The 16439-nt window shown below is 71.1% G+C and carries 13 protein-coding genes; 7 read left to right on the top strand and 6 right to left on the bottom strand.

Features of this window, described 5'->3' with window-relative positions; all coding sequences use genetic code 11:
- Position 1 precedes the first annotated feature (1 nt).
- The 3 genes from AB0C38_RS24805 to AB0C38_RS24815 form a co-directional block, all read right to left on the bottom strand.
- Entirely contained in the window at positions 2 to 2080 is a 2079-nt protein-coding gene (locus AB0C38_RS24805) for a fibronectin type III domain-containing protein (RefSeq protein ID WP_360677367.1), read from the bottom strand.
- Between the two features lie 46 nt (positions 2081 to 2126).
- On the bottom strand, positions 2127 to 3005 hold the full coding sequence (locus tag AB0C38_RS24810) for an alpha/beta hydrolase (protein WP_360677369.1): 879 nt from the start codon (positions 3003 to 3005) through the stop codon (positions 2127 to 2129).
- Between the two features lie 80 nt (positions 3006 to 3085).
- On the bottom strand, positions 3086 to 3481 hold the full coding sequence (locus AB0C38_RS24815) for an STAS domain-containing protein (protein ID WP_360677371.1): 396 nt from the start codon (positions 3479 to 3481) through the stop codon (positions 3086 to 3088).
- 230 nt (positions 3482 to 3711) lie between these two features.
- On the opposite strand from AB0C38_RS24815, the gene AB0C38_RS24820 reads away from it, so the two are divergent.
- Positions 3712 to 5142 (top strand): hypothetical protein, encoded by a 1431-nt coding sequence (locus AB0C38_RS24820; protein WP_360677373.1) that lies wholly within the window; start codon positions 3712 to 3714, stop codon positions 5140 to 5142.
- Between the two features lie 14 nt (positions 5143 to 5156).
- On the opposite strand, the gene AB0C38_RS24825 is transcribed toward AB0C38_RS24820, so the two are convergent.
- Positions 5157 to 6314, bottom strand: coding sequence for a mandelate racemase/muconate lactonizing enzyme family protein (locus tag AB0C38_RS24825; protein WP_360677375.1), 1158 nt, complete (start codon positions 6312 to 6314; stop codon positions 5157 to 5159).
- A 73-nt stretch (positions 6315 to 6387) separates the two neighbouring features.
- On the opposite strand from AB0C38_RS24825, the gene AB0C38_RS24830 reads away from it, so the two are divergent.
- The 5 genes from AB0C38_RS24830 (at position 6388) to AB0C38_RS24850 (ending at position 13141) form a co-directional block, all read left to right on the top strand.
- A complete protein-coding gene (locus AB0C38_RS24830) occupies positions 6388 to 7134 on the top strand; it encodes an FCD domain-containing protein (protein WP_360677377.1) in 747 nt (248 codons plus the stop codon).
- Between the two features lie 49 nt (positions 7135 to 7183).
- On the top strand, positions 7184 to 8332 hold the full coding sequence (locus tag AB0C38_RS24835; RefSeq protein ID WP_360677379.1) for a Gfo/Idh/MocA family oxidoreductase: 1149 nt from the start codon (positions 7184 to 7186) through the stop codon (positions 8330 to 8332).
- Between the two features lie 101 nt (positions 8333 to 8433).
- On the top strand, positions 8434 to 9870 hold the full coding sequence (locus AB0C38_RS24840) for an extracellular solute-binding protein (protein ID WP_360677381.1): 1437 nt from the start codon (positions 8434 to 8436) through the stop codon (positions 9868 to 9870).
- A complete protein-coding gene (locus AB0C38_RS24845; protein ID WP_360677383.1) occupies positions 9867 to 11885 on the top strand; it encodes an ABC transporter permease subunit in 2019 nt (672 codons plus the stop codon). The genes AB0C38_RS24840 and AB0C38_RS24845 overlap by 4 nt, the downstream gene beginning before the upstream one ends.
- Positions 11882 to 13141 carry a mandelate racemase/muconate lactonizing enzyme family protein gene (locus tag AB0C38_RS24850; protein WP_360677385.1) on the top strand — a complete coding sequence of 420 codons (1260 nt, stop codon included), beginning with the start codon at positions 11882 to 11884 and terminating at the stop codon, positions 13139 to 13141. Before AB0C38_RS24845 ends, AB0C38_RS24850 begins: the two co-directional genes overlap by 4 nt.
- Here AB0C38_RS24850 and AB0C38_RS24855 read toward each other — a convergent pair.
- On the bottom strand, positions 13138 to 13878 hold the full coding sequence (locus AB0C38_RS24855) for a ribonuclease activity regulator RraA (RefSeq protein WP_360677387.1): 741 nt from the start codon (positions 13876 to 13878) through the stop codon (positions 13138 to 13140). The genes AB0C38_RS24850 and AB0C38_RS24855 overlap by 4 nt on opposite strands.
- 250 nt (positions 13879 to 14128) lie before the next feature.
- On the opposite strand from AB0C38_RS24855, the gene AB0C38_RS24860 reads away from it, so the two are divergent.
- Positions 14129 to 15262: an ice-binding family protein gene (locus tag AB0C38_RS24860; RefSeq protein ID WP_360677389.1), complete on the top strand. Its 1134-nt coding sequence runs from the start codon at positions 14129 to 14131 to the stop codon at positions 15260 to 15262.
- Between the two features lie 22 nt (positions 15263 to 15284).
- Here the strand turns inward: AB0C38_RS24860 and AB0C38_RS24865 are convergent, their stop codons facing one another.
- On the bottom strand, positions 15285 to 16307 hold the full coding sequence (locus tag AB0C38_RS24865; RefSeq protein ID WP_360677391.1) for a LacI family DNA-binding transcriptional regulator: 1023 nt from the start codon (positions 16305 to 16307) through the stop codon (positions 15285 to 15287).
- Between the last annotated feature and the right edge of the window lie 132 nt (positions 16308 to 16439).

Genomic DNA, 16439 nt, shown 5'->3' on the forward strand with positions numbered 1-16439 from the left:
TTCAGTCCCAGGTGATTCGGTTGGAGGTGATCCGGCCGTCCGGGGTCGCGACGCTCACCCAGATCGTCTGGCCGGGTTCGTCGTAGTCGAGCTCGTCGTAGGTCAGCGAGCCGTTCGCGGTGGTTCTCGCCGACTCGGTCCGGACGTTGGCGTTGCTGTTCGAACTGAGCCTGATGGCGTAGGTCGTGTTCGGCGCGAAGCCGGTCATCGTCACGTTCACGGCCGCGCAGTCCGGCGCGTCGCAGTTGCCGCTCGTGGTGGGCGCGCCCTGGCTGATCGTGATCTTCGGCGACGGCACGGTGATCGACTTCGACGCGGGTGCGCCGGTGCGGGTCTCGCCGTCGGGCGTCCTGGTCACCGCGCGGACGGTGAAGGTGTAGGACTTGCCCGCCGTCAGGCCGGCGTACGTCGCGGTCGTGCCGGCCACGGTCTGCTGCGCCAGCCCGGTGCCGGTGACGAGGTAGTGCACCAGCTGACCGCCACCGAGGTCCGGCCGCGTCCACGACAGTGCCGCGCCGCCGTTGCGGTAGGTCGCGGTGAGCCCCGGCGCCGACGCGGCCGCCGCCGGGGTCGCCGACGCCGACGCGCCCGGCCCGGTGCCCGCCTTGTTCACCGCGGCCACCGTGAAGGTGGAGCGGGTTCCGTTGGCCAGACCGGTGATCGTGGCCTGCCGGGCGCCGCCGCCCACGGTCTTGGACCCGCCGGCCCAGCTGATCCGGTAGGACGTCACGGCCGCCCGGTTGTCCGCCGCCGCGCCCCAGCTCACCGTGGCCGAGCTGTCGCCGCCGGTCGCCGAGACTCCCGGCGGCGCGCCGGGCGGACTGGCCGGCACCGGAGGCGGTGCCGGATTGCGTGGCGGGTTCGGGGGTTTCGGCTTGTTCCCGGCGTCGGTGTCCGGCCGGTCCCCGGGTCCCGGCCGCCCGGCCGGGGGCGGCAGCTCGGATCCCAGTCCCGGCGTGGGCCGGTCCGGCACCGGCTGGTCCGGCCGGCCGGCCGGCGACACCACCGGGACGTCGGTGACCTTGCCGTCCTTGCCGACGACGAGGACGTGGGTGCCCTGCCCGCCGTCGACGTAGACGTGGGCGTCCTCGCCCCGGACCAGCCGGGCGGTGCCCTCCTCCGGCGGCACCGGTTTCGCGTCGGCCGGGCGGCCCGCGGCGTCGAACGTGAGCAGCGTGCCGGAGCTGCGGTTGACCAGCGCGACGACCGACCCGCCCGCGACCGGGCCGTCGTACTGCCCGGGAGGGAGGGACACGGTGATCGGCTTCCGCGGGTTCGGAGCGGGATCGACGAGGTGGAGCCGGTTCGCCACCGGGTCGAGGACGGGAATGCGACCGGCGACGTCGTTGGCCGCCGGCCGCAGGTCCGCCGCGGCGGTCAAGCCCGTCGGCACCGCCGCGCCCAGACCGCCGGCCTCGACGGTGTGCACGGTGGCATCGGCCGAGTCGAGGAAGTGCGGGGTGTCGCCGACGAGGGTCAGCGCACCGGTGTGCCCCGCCGGGAGCGCGACCGGGCAGGACGAAACGGCGGTCTCGTCCCGGTCGAGCCGGCAGAGCAGGCCGGAAGCGGTGCGCGACAGCCAGAGTGTGCCCTCGGCGGTGGCGACCGGGTCGCCGACCGGGCCGCCGGCGGACATCGTCGCGGCCGGGTCGCCGAGGCGGACGACCTGGCCGGCCTGCCGGTAGACCAGGTAGGGACCGCCGGCGGTCTCCACCCCCACCGGGAGCTCGCGTGCGGGCGGGGCCGCCGACGCCCCGGCGGCCAGGTCCGACTTCCCGAACGGCGTGATGCGCGTGCCGCCGACGACGTACCCGCTGGTGTCGCCCTGCAGGACCTGACTGTCCGGGTCACCCGGCACGGCGGCCTGCGCGTCGATGCCGGCGGTGCCCCCGTCGACGTGGAAGACGGCGTGCAGCACGGAGTTGTAGACCCAGTGACCACCGGGAACGGCCCGCAGGCCCGGCAGCGGGTCCGCGGCACCGGTGATGGCGGCGGTCAGCCCCGCGGTCACGACCACGACGATCCCCACCACCGGCAGCCGGGTCCACCATGAGTACTTCGGTCGAGTGCGCTCCGTCACGAAAGCGGACAGTAGCCACGCGAGCCGGGAGGGGTCCCGCGATCGTTCACCGGGCGGTGGCCGCCATCCGCTCGATGTGGTCGAGCACCAGAGCGGGGTCGTCCTTCGGCACGTCGTGCGAGCTTCCCCGGGCGGTGACGAGCGTCCGGCCCGGGCCCGCGGCGACGAACGTGGCGGCCGCGTCCCGCCAGCGCTGGGCATCCTCCGGGGATCCGTCGAAGGGGGTCTTCTCCGACACGATGACGGTGGCGGGGAGGCCGTCCGGCCACGAAAGCTCGTGGTAGGCCTGGTGCGTGGGACCGAAGTTCGCGGCCGTGGCGATGAGCTGGCGGTTCTCCTTGGTCGACGGCTGCTTCCCGAGCGCTTCGATCTGCGGCTCGGTGACGGCGACGATGCGCTGGATCTGCGGGTCGGTGAAGAACGGCGGCAGGTTGGCGTCGACGAGCACCGCCCCGGCGACCACACCCGGGTTCGCACGGACGAAGTAGGTGGCGACCTCCCCCGCCTGCGAATGCGAAACGAGGACCACGTCCCGGGTGACGCCGAGCTCACGCAGGCCGGCCTGCAGGTCGGAAGCGGCGGCCCGGCCGTCCCAGGGGCCCGGCACCTCGTCGCTGGCGCCCATCCCGGCCCGGTCGTAGGTGACGATCCGCGAACCGGTGGCCCGCGACAGCTGAGCCACCAGCGCATCCCAGTAGGAGGAGTCCTCCCCGCCGCCGGCGTCCAGTACGACGGTCGGCGAATGCCCGGCGGTGACGTGGAAGGCAAGCCGGTGCCCGTCGTGGGTGATCAGGTGCGGACCCGCCGCGGGCGTCGCTTCCAGCGCGGCCGGATCACCGCACGCGGCCACCATCCCCACCACGGCGACGAGCGAGACGAGGGTGCGGGCGGCCCGGCGGAACCGGGACGTTCTCTGCGTGGTCATGGAGATCAGTTTTCGCGGAATCCCGATCCCGGTTGATCCCGCTGACCACCCGATCCGATCGGGGGTTGTCCCTACCCGCGTCAGCGCCCGGCGACACCCTGCAGGATCCGCAGTTCCTCGCGGGCGGCCGCCAGGTTGTCCTGCACCTGCAATACCTGGTCCAGGTCGAGCGCCGTGATCGGACGGCGGACCGCGCGCTGGTCGCTGACGATCACGCACGGGATCCCGGCGGCGTGGGCGTCGGCCGTGGCCGAAAGCAGCGCGCTCAGCACTCGCGTGCAACAGAAGCTCACCCGGGTCAGGTCGACGACCAACGCCCGCGGCCGCAGCGCGATCTCGCCGCTCAGGTGGTCCAGCAGGCGTTCGGCGACGACGGAGTCGAGGTCCCCGGTGGCGGCCACCACCGTCGAGTCGCAGGTGGTGGTGACGGTGAACGTCACTGTGGGCTGGGGCAACCGGGTCACCGGGTCGCTCATGGTCGCTGGCACCTCCGTCGAGGCCGTCGACCCGGGAAGCCGAGCCCACGGCACGTTCGCTGCGCACCGACTGCGGTGCCCAGCGCGGGCGGGCGGCTGCTCGGCTGAACCGCGGACAGGCATGGCGTACCCGAATAGGGTGAACTTCACGCATCCGGGAACGCCGAGGTCGTTCTCCGGTCGACCGGCGGCCGGGACCCCTCCCCGGTGGGGAGTAATAGGTTTCGGCCATGCGCGCCTGGTCGCTACTCCTGTTGCTGGCTCTCGCCGCCTGCAGCACCGCCCCGCCCGCCCCCTCTCCGGCTCCGGCTCCGGTCAAGCCGGTGAACTGGGAAGAACAGGCGGACTGGGCGGTCCGCGCACTGGACCCGTGCGTGCTGCTGCCCTCCCCCGGCACGCTCACCAGCCCGCACGCCTGCGAACTCACCCTGGACCACGGCCAGACCATGACGGTCGAGGTCGGCGGCGGGTTCAACCACTTCGCCCGTTACCGGTCGCAGCTCTACGAGGAAAACGGCCTGCGGGTCTACCTGAGCTACCAGCCCGCGGCCGGCTACACGCCGGTGAACTGTCGGCTCGCGGTCCCGCTGGCACCGACCAGGGCGGTCTGGCTGACCGTGAGCGGCGGTGCCGACTACCGCCGGGAATGCGACATCGCGCGGCCCACGATGCGATCGATCACCGCGAAGCTCCGCGGCGACGTCGCCGCGCTCGCGGCCGGCCACGAGCCCAGAACCCGCTGGCGAGCCTGCGAACCGCTGGCTCGGGTGCTGGGCCGCGCGCCCGCCGACCCCACCATGGACGCCATCCGGGACACCCGGGTCGGCGATCCGTCCCAAGCGGACGACTGCGAATGGGGTGACTACCGCTTCGCCGGCCGGCGCCTGACCTTCACCCTGGGCACCGTGCCCGAAGAGGGGGCCCCGGTCCGGGTGGGCACCGTTCCCGCCCGCCTGACCGACTACCAGGGCACCTGCGTGCTCATCTGGGCTCCGACCGGCACCACCCCGCTGGCCACGTTGCGCGGCGGCTGCGCCGGGCTCACCGACGTGGCCACCAAGATCCAGACACTGCTCGGCGGCCCGCCGCCGCCCGTACCGCCCGCACCGGCCGGCCTCGGCATTCCCCGCGACCAGTCCGACGAGCCCGCCATCGACCCGGCCTGCCTGGTCTCCGCCGTGCCGCCGGCGGACTGCCGCGCACACAAGCAGCTCCCGGTGCCCGCCGGTGGCGTAGCGATCCTGAAGGCGGCCGCCACGCCGGACGGGGTGGACCTGGCCTGCACCCTGCTGGCCGACGCGATCAGGTCGGCCACCGGCCGCGACGGCCAGGTCGCCTACACCGGGCTCCAGTGCCTCGGGACGACCGCGGACCGGAACCTCGACTTCAGGTTCAAGCTCGACCCGGCCTCGAACCTGTCCCGATGGGACCCGCGCAACCCGCGGATCACCGTCGCCGGGTTCCCCGCGATGACGGTGGACCTGGGCACCGCCCGGATGCTGCTCGTCTCCGACACTCACGACGAGCAAGGAATCGGCCGGGTGCACCTGGAGACGTCGACCACCGCACCGCTGGGCGAGGCCACCCCCGAGCGCCCCACCGACCCGGCCCGGCTCGCCCTGGGCGACCGGGTCGCCGCGGCACTGCTGGCCCGCTTCTGAGCCCCGGCCCTCCGCTACTCGAACACCCCGTAGCCCGCGACGGCGTGGGCGCGGACGCCGTCCATGTCGAGCTCCACGCCGATGCCGGGGGTGTCGGGAAGCGTGATGTAGCCGTCCTTGACGATCGAGCCGCTCCCGTCGGGGGCGCGGACGTAGCTGTCCCACACCTCGCGCTCCTCGAGGGCGTGCCATTCCTGGATCAGGAAGTTCGGGATCGCTCCACATTGGTGCGACGTGGCCATCGTGCCCAGCGGCGTCGACACCAGGTGCGGCGCGAAGGGGATGTAGTGCAGCTCCGCGAGGTTGGCGATCTTCTTGGCCTCGGCGAGGCCGCCGCACTTCGGCACGTCCGGCTCGATGACGTCGACGGCGCCGCGTTCGAGCAGCTCGCGGAATCCCCAGCGCAGGTAGAGGTTCTCGCCCGCGCAGATCGGCGTGCGGGTCTGTTCGCGCACCCGCACGAGCGCGTCGATGTTCTCCGCCGGCAGCGGCTCCTCGAGCCACATCAGGTGGAACGGCTCGAGCTCCCACGAGATCCGGCACGCGCTCGGCACGTCGTAGCGGGCGTGGAGGTCGATGGCCAGGTCGACGTCCGGGCCGATCGCTTCCCGGACCGCGGCCACGCGCTCGACCATCGAGCGCAGCTCGGCGGCGTTGATCGTGTGGTTGAAATCGTCGAACTTGGCCGGGTGGCGCAGGTTGTCGATGTCGAACTTGATGGCGGTGAAGCCTTCGGCGACCATCCGCTGGGCCCGGTCGACGCACCCGGCGACCGAGCCCGCCGGGTCGTCGCCGTCGCCGCAGTCGGCGTAAAGGCGGATCCGGTCACGGAACTTCCCGCCCAGCAGCCGATACACCGGCTGGCCCGCGGCCTTGCCCGCGAGGTCCCACAGCGCGAGCTCGATCCCGGACAGCGCGATCACGAACACACCGCTCTGGGCGCCCGCGAAGACCTTGCTGCGGCGTAGTTTCTCCCAGCACCGCTCGACGTTACGCGGGTCTTCGCCGATCAGAAGGGGTGTCAGGGAGTCGATCATCCCGACGACGGCGCCCGCGCCGGCGTCGGGATTGGCCTCGCCGAAGCCGCTGAGGCCCTCGTCGGTGTCGATCCGCACCAGGGTGGCCTGACCGTGGTAGGCCACCACCGCCGTCGTGACGTTCACGATCCGCATTGCTCTCCCGCCGCAGGGTAATGCGTATGAAAAGGACTGTCGCGAGGTCGAACTTGTCCTATAAGCTGATGACATGCCAAGGAGACAAGAGTCTCCGGACGCTGTCAAGGTCCGGACCCTTCCGGTGCAGGTGGCGGCCCACCTGACCCGGCGCATCGTCAAGGGCGAAATCGAGGACGGCCGGGCGCCGTCGGAGCTCGAGATCTCGAACGAGTTCGGCGTTTCCCGCGTGGTGGCGCGGGAGACACTCAAGATCCTCGCCTCGCTCGACATCGTCGACGTCGCGCAGGGCCGCCGGGTCGTGGTGCGCCCCCGCGCGGAGTGGGACTACCTGAACCCGTTGCTGATCGAGTGGCTGCCGACGGAGATCGTCGACGAGCTGCTGCAGGAACTGCACCAGATGCGCGTCCTGCTCGAGCCCGAGCTCGCCGCGATGGCCGCGACCGGCATCACCGACGAAACGCTGGCCCGGCTCGGGAAAGAGATCGAGCGGATGTCGGCGCTCGAAGCGGATCCCGAGGCCTACCTCGAGGTCGACCACGAATTCCACATGGAGATCTGCCGGGCGGCCGACAACCGCATCCTCGACCGGATCATGTACTCCGCGCGCTGGCTGGGCACGGCCAGCCGCCGTCTCACCAACGAGGCGCCGGCCGGGCTGCGCCGCGCCACCGCCCAGCACACGGAGATCTACGATGCGCTCGTGGCGCGCGATCCTTCGGGCGCCCGCGCTGCGATGCGCAAGCACTTGAGCAACAACTACTCCACGCTCCTCGCGGAGAAGGAGCAGCGAAGCAAGCGGGCCGCCCGGCGGCGTTAGCACCCCTGCACGACCGAGCTCCGGAACCGATGACGAGGACGGACGAGGCATGGCAGCATCCGCGATCCCGCCGATCCGGCTGGGGCTGATCGGCACCGGGCTCGCGGTCGAGAAGCTGCACTGGCCGGCGTTGCGCACGCTCGCCGATCGGTACGTGGTCACCGCGTTCACCGACTCCTCCGCCGAGCAGAGCAGGCGGTTCGCGGGCTACAGCGGGGTCGATCCGGCCCGGGCCGCCGCCGACCGGGCCGCGTTGCTGGCCCGCGACGACGTGGACGCCGTGCTGATCTCGGTGCCGATCCCGCACTTGTACGAGGTGGCGCGCGACGCGCTCTCGGCCGGCAAGGACGTGTTCTGCGAGAAGCCGGCCGGCGGCGACGCGGAGCAGGCCGCGGCCTTCCTCGCCTTGGCGGCCGCGCACCCCGGCCGCATTTTCGTGGTGGGCGAGAACTTCTTCTACCGCGACGACCTGCGCTACGCCCGCGCCTTGCTCGACGACGGCGCGATCGGCCGCCCGCACCTGATGGCGTGGCGGCACGCCGGCCGGGTGGTGCCGCGCGCGGGCGGCTTCAGCGGCACGCCGTGGCGGCACCGGCCGCAGTACCGCGGCGGGGTGCACCTCGACTTCGGCGTGCACCACATCGCCCAGATCCGGCTGCTCTGCGGTGACATCGCGCGGGTGCACGGTGCCGTGCAGACGGCCAACAGCACGATCGACGCACCGTCGGACCTCGCGCTCAACCTCGTGTTCACCGGAGGCGCCATCGGCAACTACACCGCGTCCTACCCCGAAATCCCGGTGCCGCCCGAACCCAACGAGATGCGGCTGTACGGCACCGAGGGCGTGCTCGTGCTCGCCGGTTCCGAGTCGGAGCGCCGCGTGACGCGCAGCGGTGCCGACGCCACCACCCACACCACGGTCTTCCGCGGTAGCGACAACGGCTACCGCGCGGAACTCGTCGACTTCGCCGATGCCGTGCAGTTCGGCGTGCGGCCGGTCGGCAGCGTCGCCCAGAGCGTGGCCAACACGATGGTCGTCCAGCGGGCGCTCGACTCCGCGGAACGGGCGGCCGCGCTGGCGCTCGACCCCGTGCCCGGTGCGGGCCCGGTGCCGCTGTGGCGGCCCCGCGGCGCGGCCGGGCTGTTCGACGGGCTGCCAGGACAACGCATCAGCAGTTCGGCGTCCTTCGCCGCATGAAAGACCCAGCTTTGCAGACTCGGCTTTGAAGACTCACAGCGCGGCACTCGCCTCGCTGCCCCGCCGGTTGCACCGTCGCCCCGTCGGTACGAGGAGTTGTCATGGAAGAGAAGAATGACCTGTCGAGGCGCACGTTCCTCGGGATGAGCGCGGGGGTGAGCGCGCTGGGCGTGCTCGGTCTCGCCGGGTGCGGGGGCGGCCCCGCACCCGCACCGCAGGTCGACGTCCAGGTGCCCCAGGCGCTGCTCGACCAGGCGGCCAAGCTCCGCGGCGGGTCGGTGGGGATGCTCTCGCAGAAGCTGTACTCGGAGGCCGCCAACAAGGCGCTGGACAAGTCGCTGCAGGTGTTCGCGCAGGCCACCGGCACCACGGTCCGCAACGACCTGGTCTCCGGCGACGCCGGTGACATGGTCGCGAAGATGGACGCCGAGGTGAAGGCGGGCACCAGCCGCGATCTGGCCTTCATGAGCGACCGGCGGTTCGTCGGCCAGCTCCACAACCTCGGCGCCCTCACCGACCTCACCGATGTGGTCAACGAGCTGAAAGCGCTTTACGGAGATCCCGCGACGGAGGCGAACAACTACTGCGTGTTCGACGGACGCTGGTTCGCGATCCCCTACCACTTCATCGGGACCGGGATGTACCTGCGCAAGGACTGGTACCAGGAAAAGGGTCTCCCGCTCAAGCCCTACTACACGTGGGAAGAGCTGCGCGACAACGCGTTGGCGGTCTCCGACCCGGCCAAGCGGCGCTTCGGCTGGGGGCTCACGGTGAACCGCTCCGGTGACGCCAACGGCTTCATCCAGAACGTCATCAACACCTACGGCGGGGCGATCGCGGACAACACCGGCACCAAGGTCGTGTTCAACTCTCCGGAGACGGTCGAAGCCATCACGTTCATCGGCGACATCTACACGAACCCGAAGTACCAGCCGATGCTGCCGCCCGGGGTCGGGAGCTGGACCGATTCGAGCAACAACGAGAACTGGCTGGCCCAGATCCTGGGGCTCACGCTCAACCAGTTCAGCGTCTACGCCGACTCGAAGACCAAGAAGAACCCGGTCTACGCCAACACGCACGTGTTCAACGGTGCGAGCGGACCGGCGCTCGACCGGCCGCTGGCCTACGGCGAGTCCAATTCGTTCGTCGTGTTCAAGGGGGCGAAGAACCCCGATCTCGCCAAGCTGGTGGCGAAGTTCATGGTCGGGGGCACCGCACTGCTCGGGGTCGCGAAGGAAGCGCCTTGCCTGGTCAATCCCTCGTGGGACAAGGTGTGGGACTCCGACCCGTACTACACCACCGGCGATCCGGCCTTCACCGCGCTGCGGGAGCAGACCCGCGCGCAGCTCCCGGTGAAGACCGCGACCGGCTACGCCTTCCCGCAGGCCCCGAGCCCCGGCGAGCAGGCCGCGCTCGCCGCCTACCTGCTGACCGACATGATGCAGTCGGTCATCCAGGGCACCCGGCCGGCCGACGCCGTGGCTTCGACCCACACCCGGATCGTCCAGATCTTCGAGCAGCAGGGCTACCGGCAGTGACGGTCGTGCGTCCGAAGAGGACACACCCGGCGCCGGCCCGTCCGGCGCCGGGCTCGTCGTCCTCGCTCACCCCGACCCAGCGACGGCTCGGGCGCGACTGGCGCCTCGCCGCGCTGTTCATCGGGCCGACGCTGCTGCTGGTCGCCGGCCTGATCCTGGTCCCGATCATCAGCTCGATCTTCACCAGCGCCACGGAACGCCACGGCGCGGAGACGGTCTTCGTCGGGCTGGACAACTACACCGCCCTCATCGGCGACGCCCTGTTCCACAAGGGCGTGCTCAACTCGTTCGTCTTCACCGCGTACGCCGAGATCTTCAAGGTCGTCTTCGGCCTCATCGCGGCGTTGATGCTGCACCACATGCGCCGCGGCCGGGCCATCATCGCCGGGGTGATCCTGCTCCCGTGGGTGATCCCGACGGTCGTCACGGCCTTCACCTGGCGGTCGTTGCTCGACCCGATCTTCGGCAGCGTCAACGTCCTGCTCACCGACTCCGGGATCGGACCCGCCCTCGCCGCGATGGGGCTCGTCGACAAGTGGCCCGCGGAGTGGCTTTCCGATCCCACGCTCGCGATGCCGGCGGTCATCCTGGTCAACGTCTGGAAGGGCATCCCGTTCTTCACGGTGACGTTCCTCGCCGGGCTCAAGGCCATCGACAGCGGGCTCCACGAGGCGGCGATGATGGACGGGGCCTCGCCGTGGCAGCGCTTCGTGCACATCACGCTGCCGGGGCTGCGCCCGGTCATGATCGTGACGGTGCTGCTGTCGTCGATCTGGACGTTCAACAACTTCGACCTGATCTGGCTGATGACCCAGGGCGGCCCGGGGGACGCCACCGCCCCGTACGTGATGGTGGCCTACTCGAAGGCCATCCAGCAGCTGCAGCTGGGCGCGGGCGCCGCGGTCACACTGGTGATGCTGCCGATCATCGCCGTCCTCGTGGTGATCCTCGTGCGGATGATGCGCCGCACCGACCTGCCGGGCGCGGCCGACCTGGGGCGCCGGCGGCTGACTCCCGCCCAGCGGCGGGCGATGCCGTGGGTGATCGTCGCGGGCTCGGTGCTCGTGCTGGTCTGGGCGTCGCCGCAGATCGTCTGGAAGGCCGCGCTCGTGCTGGGCGTGTTCGTGGTGCTCGCGGCCGTCGTCGGACGAGTCGTCTCCGTGCTCGCCATCCGGGGCAACCGGCTGGCCGCACGCCTGGTCGGCGGCACCGGCTCGGGGGTCGCGCTCGTGGGCCTGCTGGGCTTCGTGCTCGCCCCGATCTACTGGATGACGGTCACGGCCTTCAAGTCCGACGACCAGATCGTCGCGCGCACCGACGACCTCTGGCCGACCCCGTGGAGCACCGAGCAGTTCACCAACCTGTTCTCGGGCCGGGCGTTCGGCACCTGGTACGTCAACACGATCCTGGTGTCGGTGGCGTCCACCGTGATCGCCCTGGTCTGCGCGGCGCTGGCCGGCTACGCGCTGGCGCGGCTGAAGTTCCGGGGTTCGGAGAGCTTCACGGTGACGATCCTGCTCACCTACGTGATGCCGGGCGCGCTGCTGTTCATCCCGCTGTACCAGCTGATGAGCGGGATCGGGCTCAACGACTCGTTGTGGTCGCTCGTGCTCGCGTACCCGACGTTCACCCTGCCGTTCGCGACGTGGCTGCTCGTCGGCTACTTCAAGTCGATCCCGGCCGACCTCGAGGAGGCCGCGCTGGTCGACGGCTGCACGCGGTTCGGGGCGTTCATCCGGATCGTGCTGCCGCTGGCCAAACCGGGGCTGCTCGCGGTCGCGCTGTTCACGCTCACCAACGCGTGGAACGAGTTCCTGTTCGCCTTCGTGTTCATCACCAAGGACGACTACAAGACGCTGCCCGTCGGCATGCAGTCGATGATCTTCGGCGACGTCGTGCCGCAGGGGCAGCTGGCCGCGGCCTCGCTGCTGGTCAGCATCCCGGTCGTGCTCATGTACGGGTTCGGGCAGCGGTTCCTGACCGAGGGGCTCACCGCGGGAGCGGTGAAGGGATGAGCGAGATCACGGAGGAGCACGTCGCGACGGCGTCCCGGCCGAGCAAGCTGCGCATCACCGACCTGCGCGTGGCCAACCTGGCCGGGGTGCCGTTCCGCTCGTCGATCATCCGGATCGACACCGACCAGGGCCTGTCCGGGTACGGGGAGGTGCGCGACGGCGCCAGCGCCACCTACGCGCTGATGCTCAAGAGCCGGCTCGTCGGGGAAAATCCCTGCGACGTCGACAAGATCTTCCGCAAGATCAAGCAGTTCGGGTTCCACGGCCGCCAGGGCGGCGGGGTCTCGGGCGTCGAGATGGCGTTGATGGACCTGGCCGGCAAGGCCTACGGTGTGCCCGCGTACGCGCTGATCGGGGGCCGGTTCCGGGACGAGATCCGCTGCTACGCGGACACGCCGTCGCTGCCGGACCCGCACGCGATGGGCGCGCGGCTGCTGGAGCGCAAGCAGCGCGGGTTCACGATGCTGAAGATGGACGTGGGCGTCGACCTGCTGTGGGACGTGCCGGGGTCGCTGATCGCGCCGCCGGGCGCCCGCGAGGACGTGACGACGATGCACCCGTTCACCGGCATCCAGGTCACCGCGAAGGGCGTCGACCACCTGGTGTCCTATGTGGACATCGTGCGGTCGGTGGTCGGCACCGACGTCGCGCTCGCCGCCGACCACTTCGGCCACATCGCCCTCGACTCCGCCATCCGGATCGGCCGCGCGCTGGAGCCGTTCACGCTGGCGTGGATCGAGGACCTGATCCCGTGGCAGCTGACCGGCCAGTGGCGGCAGCTGACCGAGGCCGTCGCCGTCCCGACGTGCACGGGAGAGGACATCTACCTGCTCGACGGCTTCCGGCCGCTGCTGGACGCCGGCGCCATCCGCGTCGTGCACCCCGACCCGGCGACGGCGGGCGGGATCGCGGAGACCAAACGGATCGGCGACTACGCGCAGGAGCGCGGGATCGCGATGGCGCTGCACCTGGCGGCGTCACCGATCGCGACGATGGCGTGCGTGCACCTGGCCGCCGCCACGGAGAACTTCCTCGCGCTCGAACACCACGCGGCCGAGGTGGAGTTCTGGAGCGACCTCGTCACCGCCCCGCTGATCCGGGACGGCCACATCACGGTGCCGGACACCCCGGGACTGGGATTCGGGGACCTCAACGAGGAACTGCTGCGCCACCACCTCGACCCCCGCGACCCGGTGTTCTTCGCCGAGACGACGCACTGGGACGCGGAGTCGAGCCACGACCGGCTGTGGAGCTAGGCTTTGCCCCGCTCGGCGCGCCACCGCTCGTACTCGGGCCGGGCCTCGTCCGACAGCGGGTAGTACAGCCGCAGGTCGCCGCCCTCGGACAGGCGGATCCGGGAGAACTCCTCCCAGTCCGCGTGTTCCTGGGCGTGGGCCACCAAGGCCGGGGCGAGCTTGACCGGCACCACGACCGCCCCGTCGTCGTCGGCGACGACGATGTCGCCCGGCTCGACGAGCGTGCCACCGCACGCCACCGGCACGTTGACGGCGGCCGGGACGATGCCGGTCTGGACGTGGAAGTTCGGGGTGGCGCCCCGGATCCACAACCCGAGGCCGAGCTGCTTGGCCTCGCCGATGTCGCGCAGGCAGCCGTCGACCACCACACCGAGGCCGCCGCGGCCCTTGAAGTAGGTCAGCATCATCTCGCCGAACACGCCGCTGCCCATGTCGCCGCGCGCGTCGACGACGATCATGTCGCCGGGCTGGGCGTGGTACATGACGTGCCGGTGCAGCTGCTTCTCCGGTTCCTCGTACTCGTCGACGGGGTAGAGGTCTTCGCGCTTCGGCAAGAACTGCAGCGTCAGCGCCGGCCCGGCCACGCGCACGCCCGGGGTCACCGAGACCGGGCCCTGGATGAACGCGCTGCGGATACCCATGCGGCTGAGCTCACCGCTGGCCGTCGCGCTGCCGATGGCCGCGAGGGCCGCACTGAGCTCGGCGGGCGGGCGAACGATGTCGTGCGTCTCGACCACGTCGGTGGCTCCCTCGGATCCGCGATGACCGTGACTTTCGCTGAGACTTCCCTTCGAGCTTAGTCCGTCGGTGAACAAAAGCGTCCACTTTCGTGTGGACAATTCGGCTTTCCCTGGCCGGACGATCCGGATCGGGCTAGCGTCCACCGGATCGGGCAGGTGGCGCATAATCACCGCTCCGATGTGGACCCATGCTTTCCGGCCCGGACCTCGCCGGCTTCGATTTGTCGAGTCGGTGGAGGAAAAACCCGTGAAAGGCGAATTCCACAGAACACGTCCGGTACGGACCTGGCGCCGAGGCAGTGCGGTCGTGGGCCTGTGCGCGACGGTGAGCGCGCTGGGCCTGGGGCTGATGATCGGCGCACCGCAGGCCGTGGCCGCCGAAGCACCAGTCGGGCTCGGCACCGCGGGCTCCTATTCCGTGCTGGGCGGACAGACGGTGACCAACACCGGCCCCAGCACCCTGGACCGGAACCTCGGCGTCTCCCCCGGTACCGCCATCACCGGTTTCCCGCCCGGTACAGCCGCCGGTGCCACGCACGCGGGTGACGCCGTCGCCGGCCAAGCCCAGTCCGATCTCGTCGTCGCCTACAACGACGCCGCCGGCCGCGCGCCGACCGCGAACGTCGCGGGTGACCTCGTCGGCCGGACGCTGGTCGGTGGCGTCTACAAGTCCAGCGGCCCGCTCGCCCTCGGCGGGACCCTGACCCTGGACGGCCAGGGCACCTCCGGCACGGTCTGGATCTTCCAGGTCGCGTCCACCTTGATCACGGCTTCCGCCAGCAACGTGAACCTGATCAACGGGGCTCAGGCGTGCAACGTGTTCTGGCAGGTCGGCAGCTCGGCGACGCTGGGCACGAACTCGAACTTCGTCGGCACGATCATGGCGTTGACCTCGATCACCGTGACGACGGGCACCGTCGTCACGGGGCGCGCGCTGGCCCGCAACGGCCAGGTCTCCCTCGACGACAACACGTTCACCACCCCCGGTTGCACCCCGCCGCCGACCACGACGCCCACCACAGGCGAGACGACGAGTCCCCCGGGCACCGGCACCACCACGCCCACGACGTCGGACACCGGCAGCACGGCACCGTCCACTTCGGACACCGACACGAGCACGGTGACCACCACGGACGTGACGTCCCCCACCGGCAGCGACACGACGAGCAGCTCACCCGGCGCAGGCGCCAGTACGACTTGGACGGCCCCCGGCCACAACGGCGGCGGTGGGACTCTCGGCAACACGCCCAGCGACACCTCCGACCTCGCGAGCACCGGAGTCAGCCCCCTGTTCGGCCCGCTGGCCTGGCTCGGAGCGTCGCTCGTCGTGCTCGGTGGGCTGCTGCTCACGCTCGTCCGCCACCGCAGGACAAAGCGTTAGTTCCGACTGGACGCGGTCGCCGTCAGGGATCCAGCGGGGCCCGGCCGGTGCTCGCCCTCGGCATCAGAATCGGCGCCGGCGCCTGGACGTGCCCGGCCGCGCCGACGGCCAGGATCTCGTTCAGAGTCTCGATCGCCAGCACGCCGTGCTGGGTGATGTGGCGGTCCAGCGCCGTGACCGCGGGGCGGACCAGCCGGCACAGCGCCGAGTCGTCCCAGGACACGATGGACAGCTGTGCCGGCACCGAGACGCCCATCTCCTGGGCCGCGGCCATCGCCGACAGGGCCATCACGTCGTTGTCGAAGATCACCGCCGTCGCCCGGTCGCGTTCGGACAGCAGCCGGCGCGCCGCCCGGGCGCCGCTGTCGCCCGAGTAGTCGCCGTGGACGGTTTTCGACCACTCCAGCCGGTGCGTCTCGACCGCTCGGGTGAACGCCTCGTCGCGGCGTAGCGTGTGCGCGAACCGGCCCGGTCCCGCGACCCGGGCGATCCGGCGGTGCCCGAGCGCCGCGAGGTAGCCGACCGTCTCCTCCATCGGGGCCGCGTCGTCGGCCCACACGCACGGCACCTCGCCGGTCTGCGGGTAGCCGAGCGCGACGGCGGGCAGCCCGATCTCGGCCAGCACGCCGGTGCGGATGTCGTTCTCGTGCAGGTCGACCACGATGACGCCATCGACCCGCCGCTCGGCCCACCAGCGGCGGTAGGTCTCGATCTCGGCGTCGCGGTCCTCGGTGACGGCCAGCATCAGCGCCGTCGACGGGTCCGCGCGCAGGGCCGCCTCGATGCCGGAGACCAGCTGCATGAAGAACGGTTCGATGCCCAGCACCTGGGCCGGCCGGTCGACGATCAGCCCGATCGCCCCGGACCTGGACCTCGTGAGAGCGCGCGCGGCGGTGCTGGGCCGCCAGCCCATCCGGTCGGCGATCTCCAGGACGCGCTCGCGCGTCGCCGCCGACACCCCCGGCTTCCCGTTGAGCGCGTAGGACACCGCCCCCGTGGACACCCCGGCCGCGTCCGCGATGTCCGAGATGGTCAGCCGCTTCATCGTGCTCCTCGACTCAATCGCTTCACCTCGGAGGAGGCTACCCCGACGTCGGTCCGGTCCATTGACATGACGTGACCGAGGTTACAAGATGTGAAGCGCTTAACCCAGGCCCGCCTCCGACCGCGGCCTGAC

The organism is Amycolatopsis sp. NPDC048633, assembly GCF_040650695.1.
Classification (GTDB): domain Bacteria; phylum Actinomycetota; class Actinomycetes; order Mycobacteriales; family Pseudonocardiaceae; genus Amycolatopsis.

What these genes read in the sequence shown, in the direction of transcription:
- AB0C38_RS24865 (WP_360677391.1), bottom strand. Translation starts at nt 16,307, where the DNA reads ATGAAGCGGCTGACCATCTCGGACATCGCGGACGCGGCCGGGGTGTCC.
- AB0C38_RS24815 (WP_360677371.1), bottom strand. Translation starts at nt 3,481, where the DNA reads ATGAGCGACCCGGTGACCCGGTTGCCCCAGCCCACAGTGACGTTCACC.
- AB0C38_RS24810 (WP_360677369.1), bottom strand. Translation starts at nt 3,005, where the DNA reads ATGACCACGCAGAGAACGTCCCGGTTCCGCCGGGCCGCCCGCACCCTC.
- AB0C38_RS24840 (WP_360677381.1), top strand. Translation starts at nt 8,434, where the DNA reads ATGGAAGAGAAGAATGACCTGTCGAGGCGCACGTTCCTCGGGATGAGC.
- AB0C38_RS24850 (WP_360677385.1), top strand. Translation starts at nt 11,882, where the DNA reads ATGAGCGAGATCACGGAGGAGCACGTCGCGACGGCGTCCCGGCCGAGC.
- AB0C38_RS24825 (WP_360677375.1), bottom strand. Translation starts at nt 6,314, where the DNA reads ATGCGGATCGTGAACGTCACGACGGCGGTGGTGGCCTACCACGGTCAG.
- AB0C38_RS24820 (WP_360677373.1), top strand. Translation starts at nt 3,712, where the DNA reads ATGCGCGCCTGGTCGCTACTCCTGTTGCTGGCTCTCGCCGCCTGCAGC.
- AB0C38_RS24830 (WP_360677377.1), top strand. Translation starts at nt 6,388, where the DNA reads ATGCCAAGGAGACAAGAGTCTCCGGACGCTGTCAAGGTCCGGACCCTT.
- AB0C38_RS24835 (WP_360677379.1), top strand. Translation starts at nt 7,184, where the DNA reads ATGGCAGCATCCGCGATCCCGCCGATCCGGCTGGGGCTGATCGGCACC.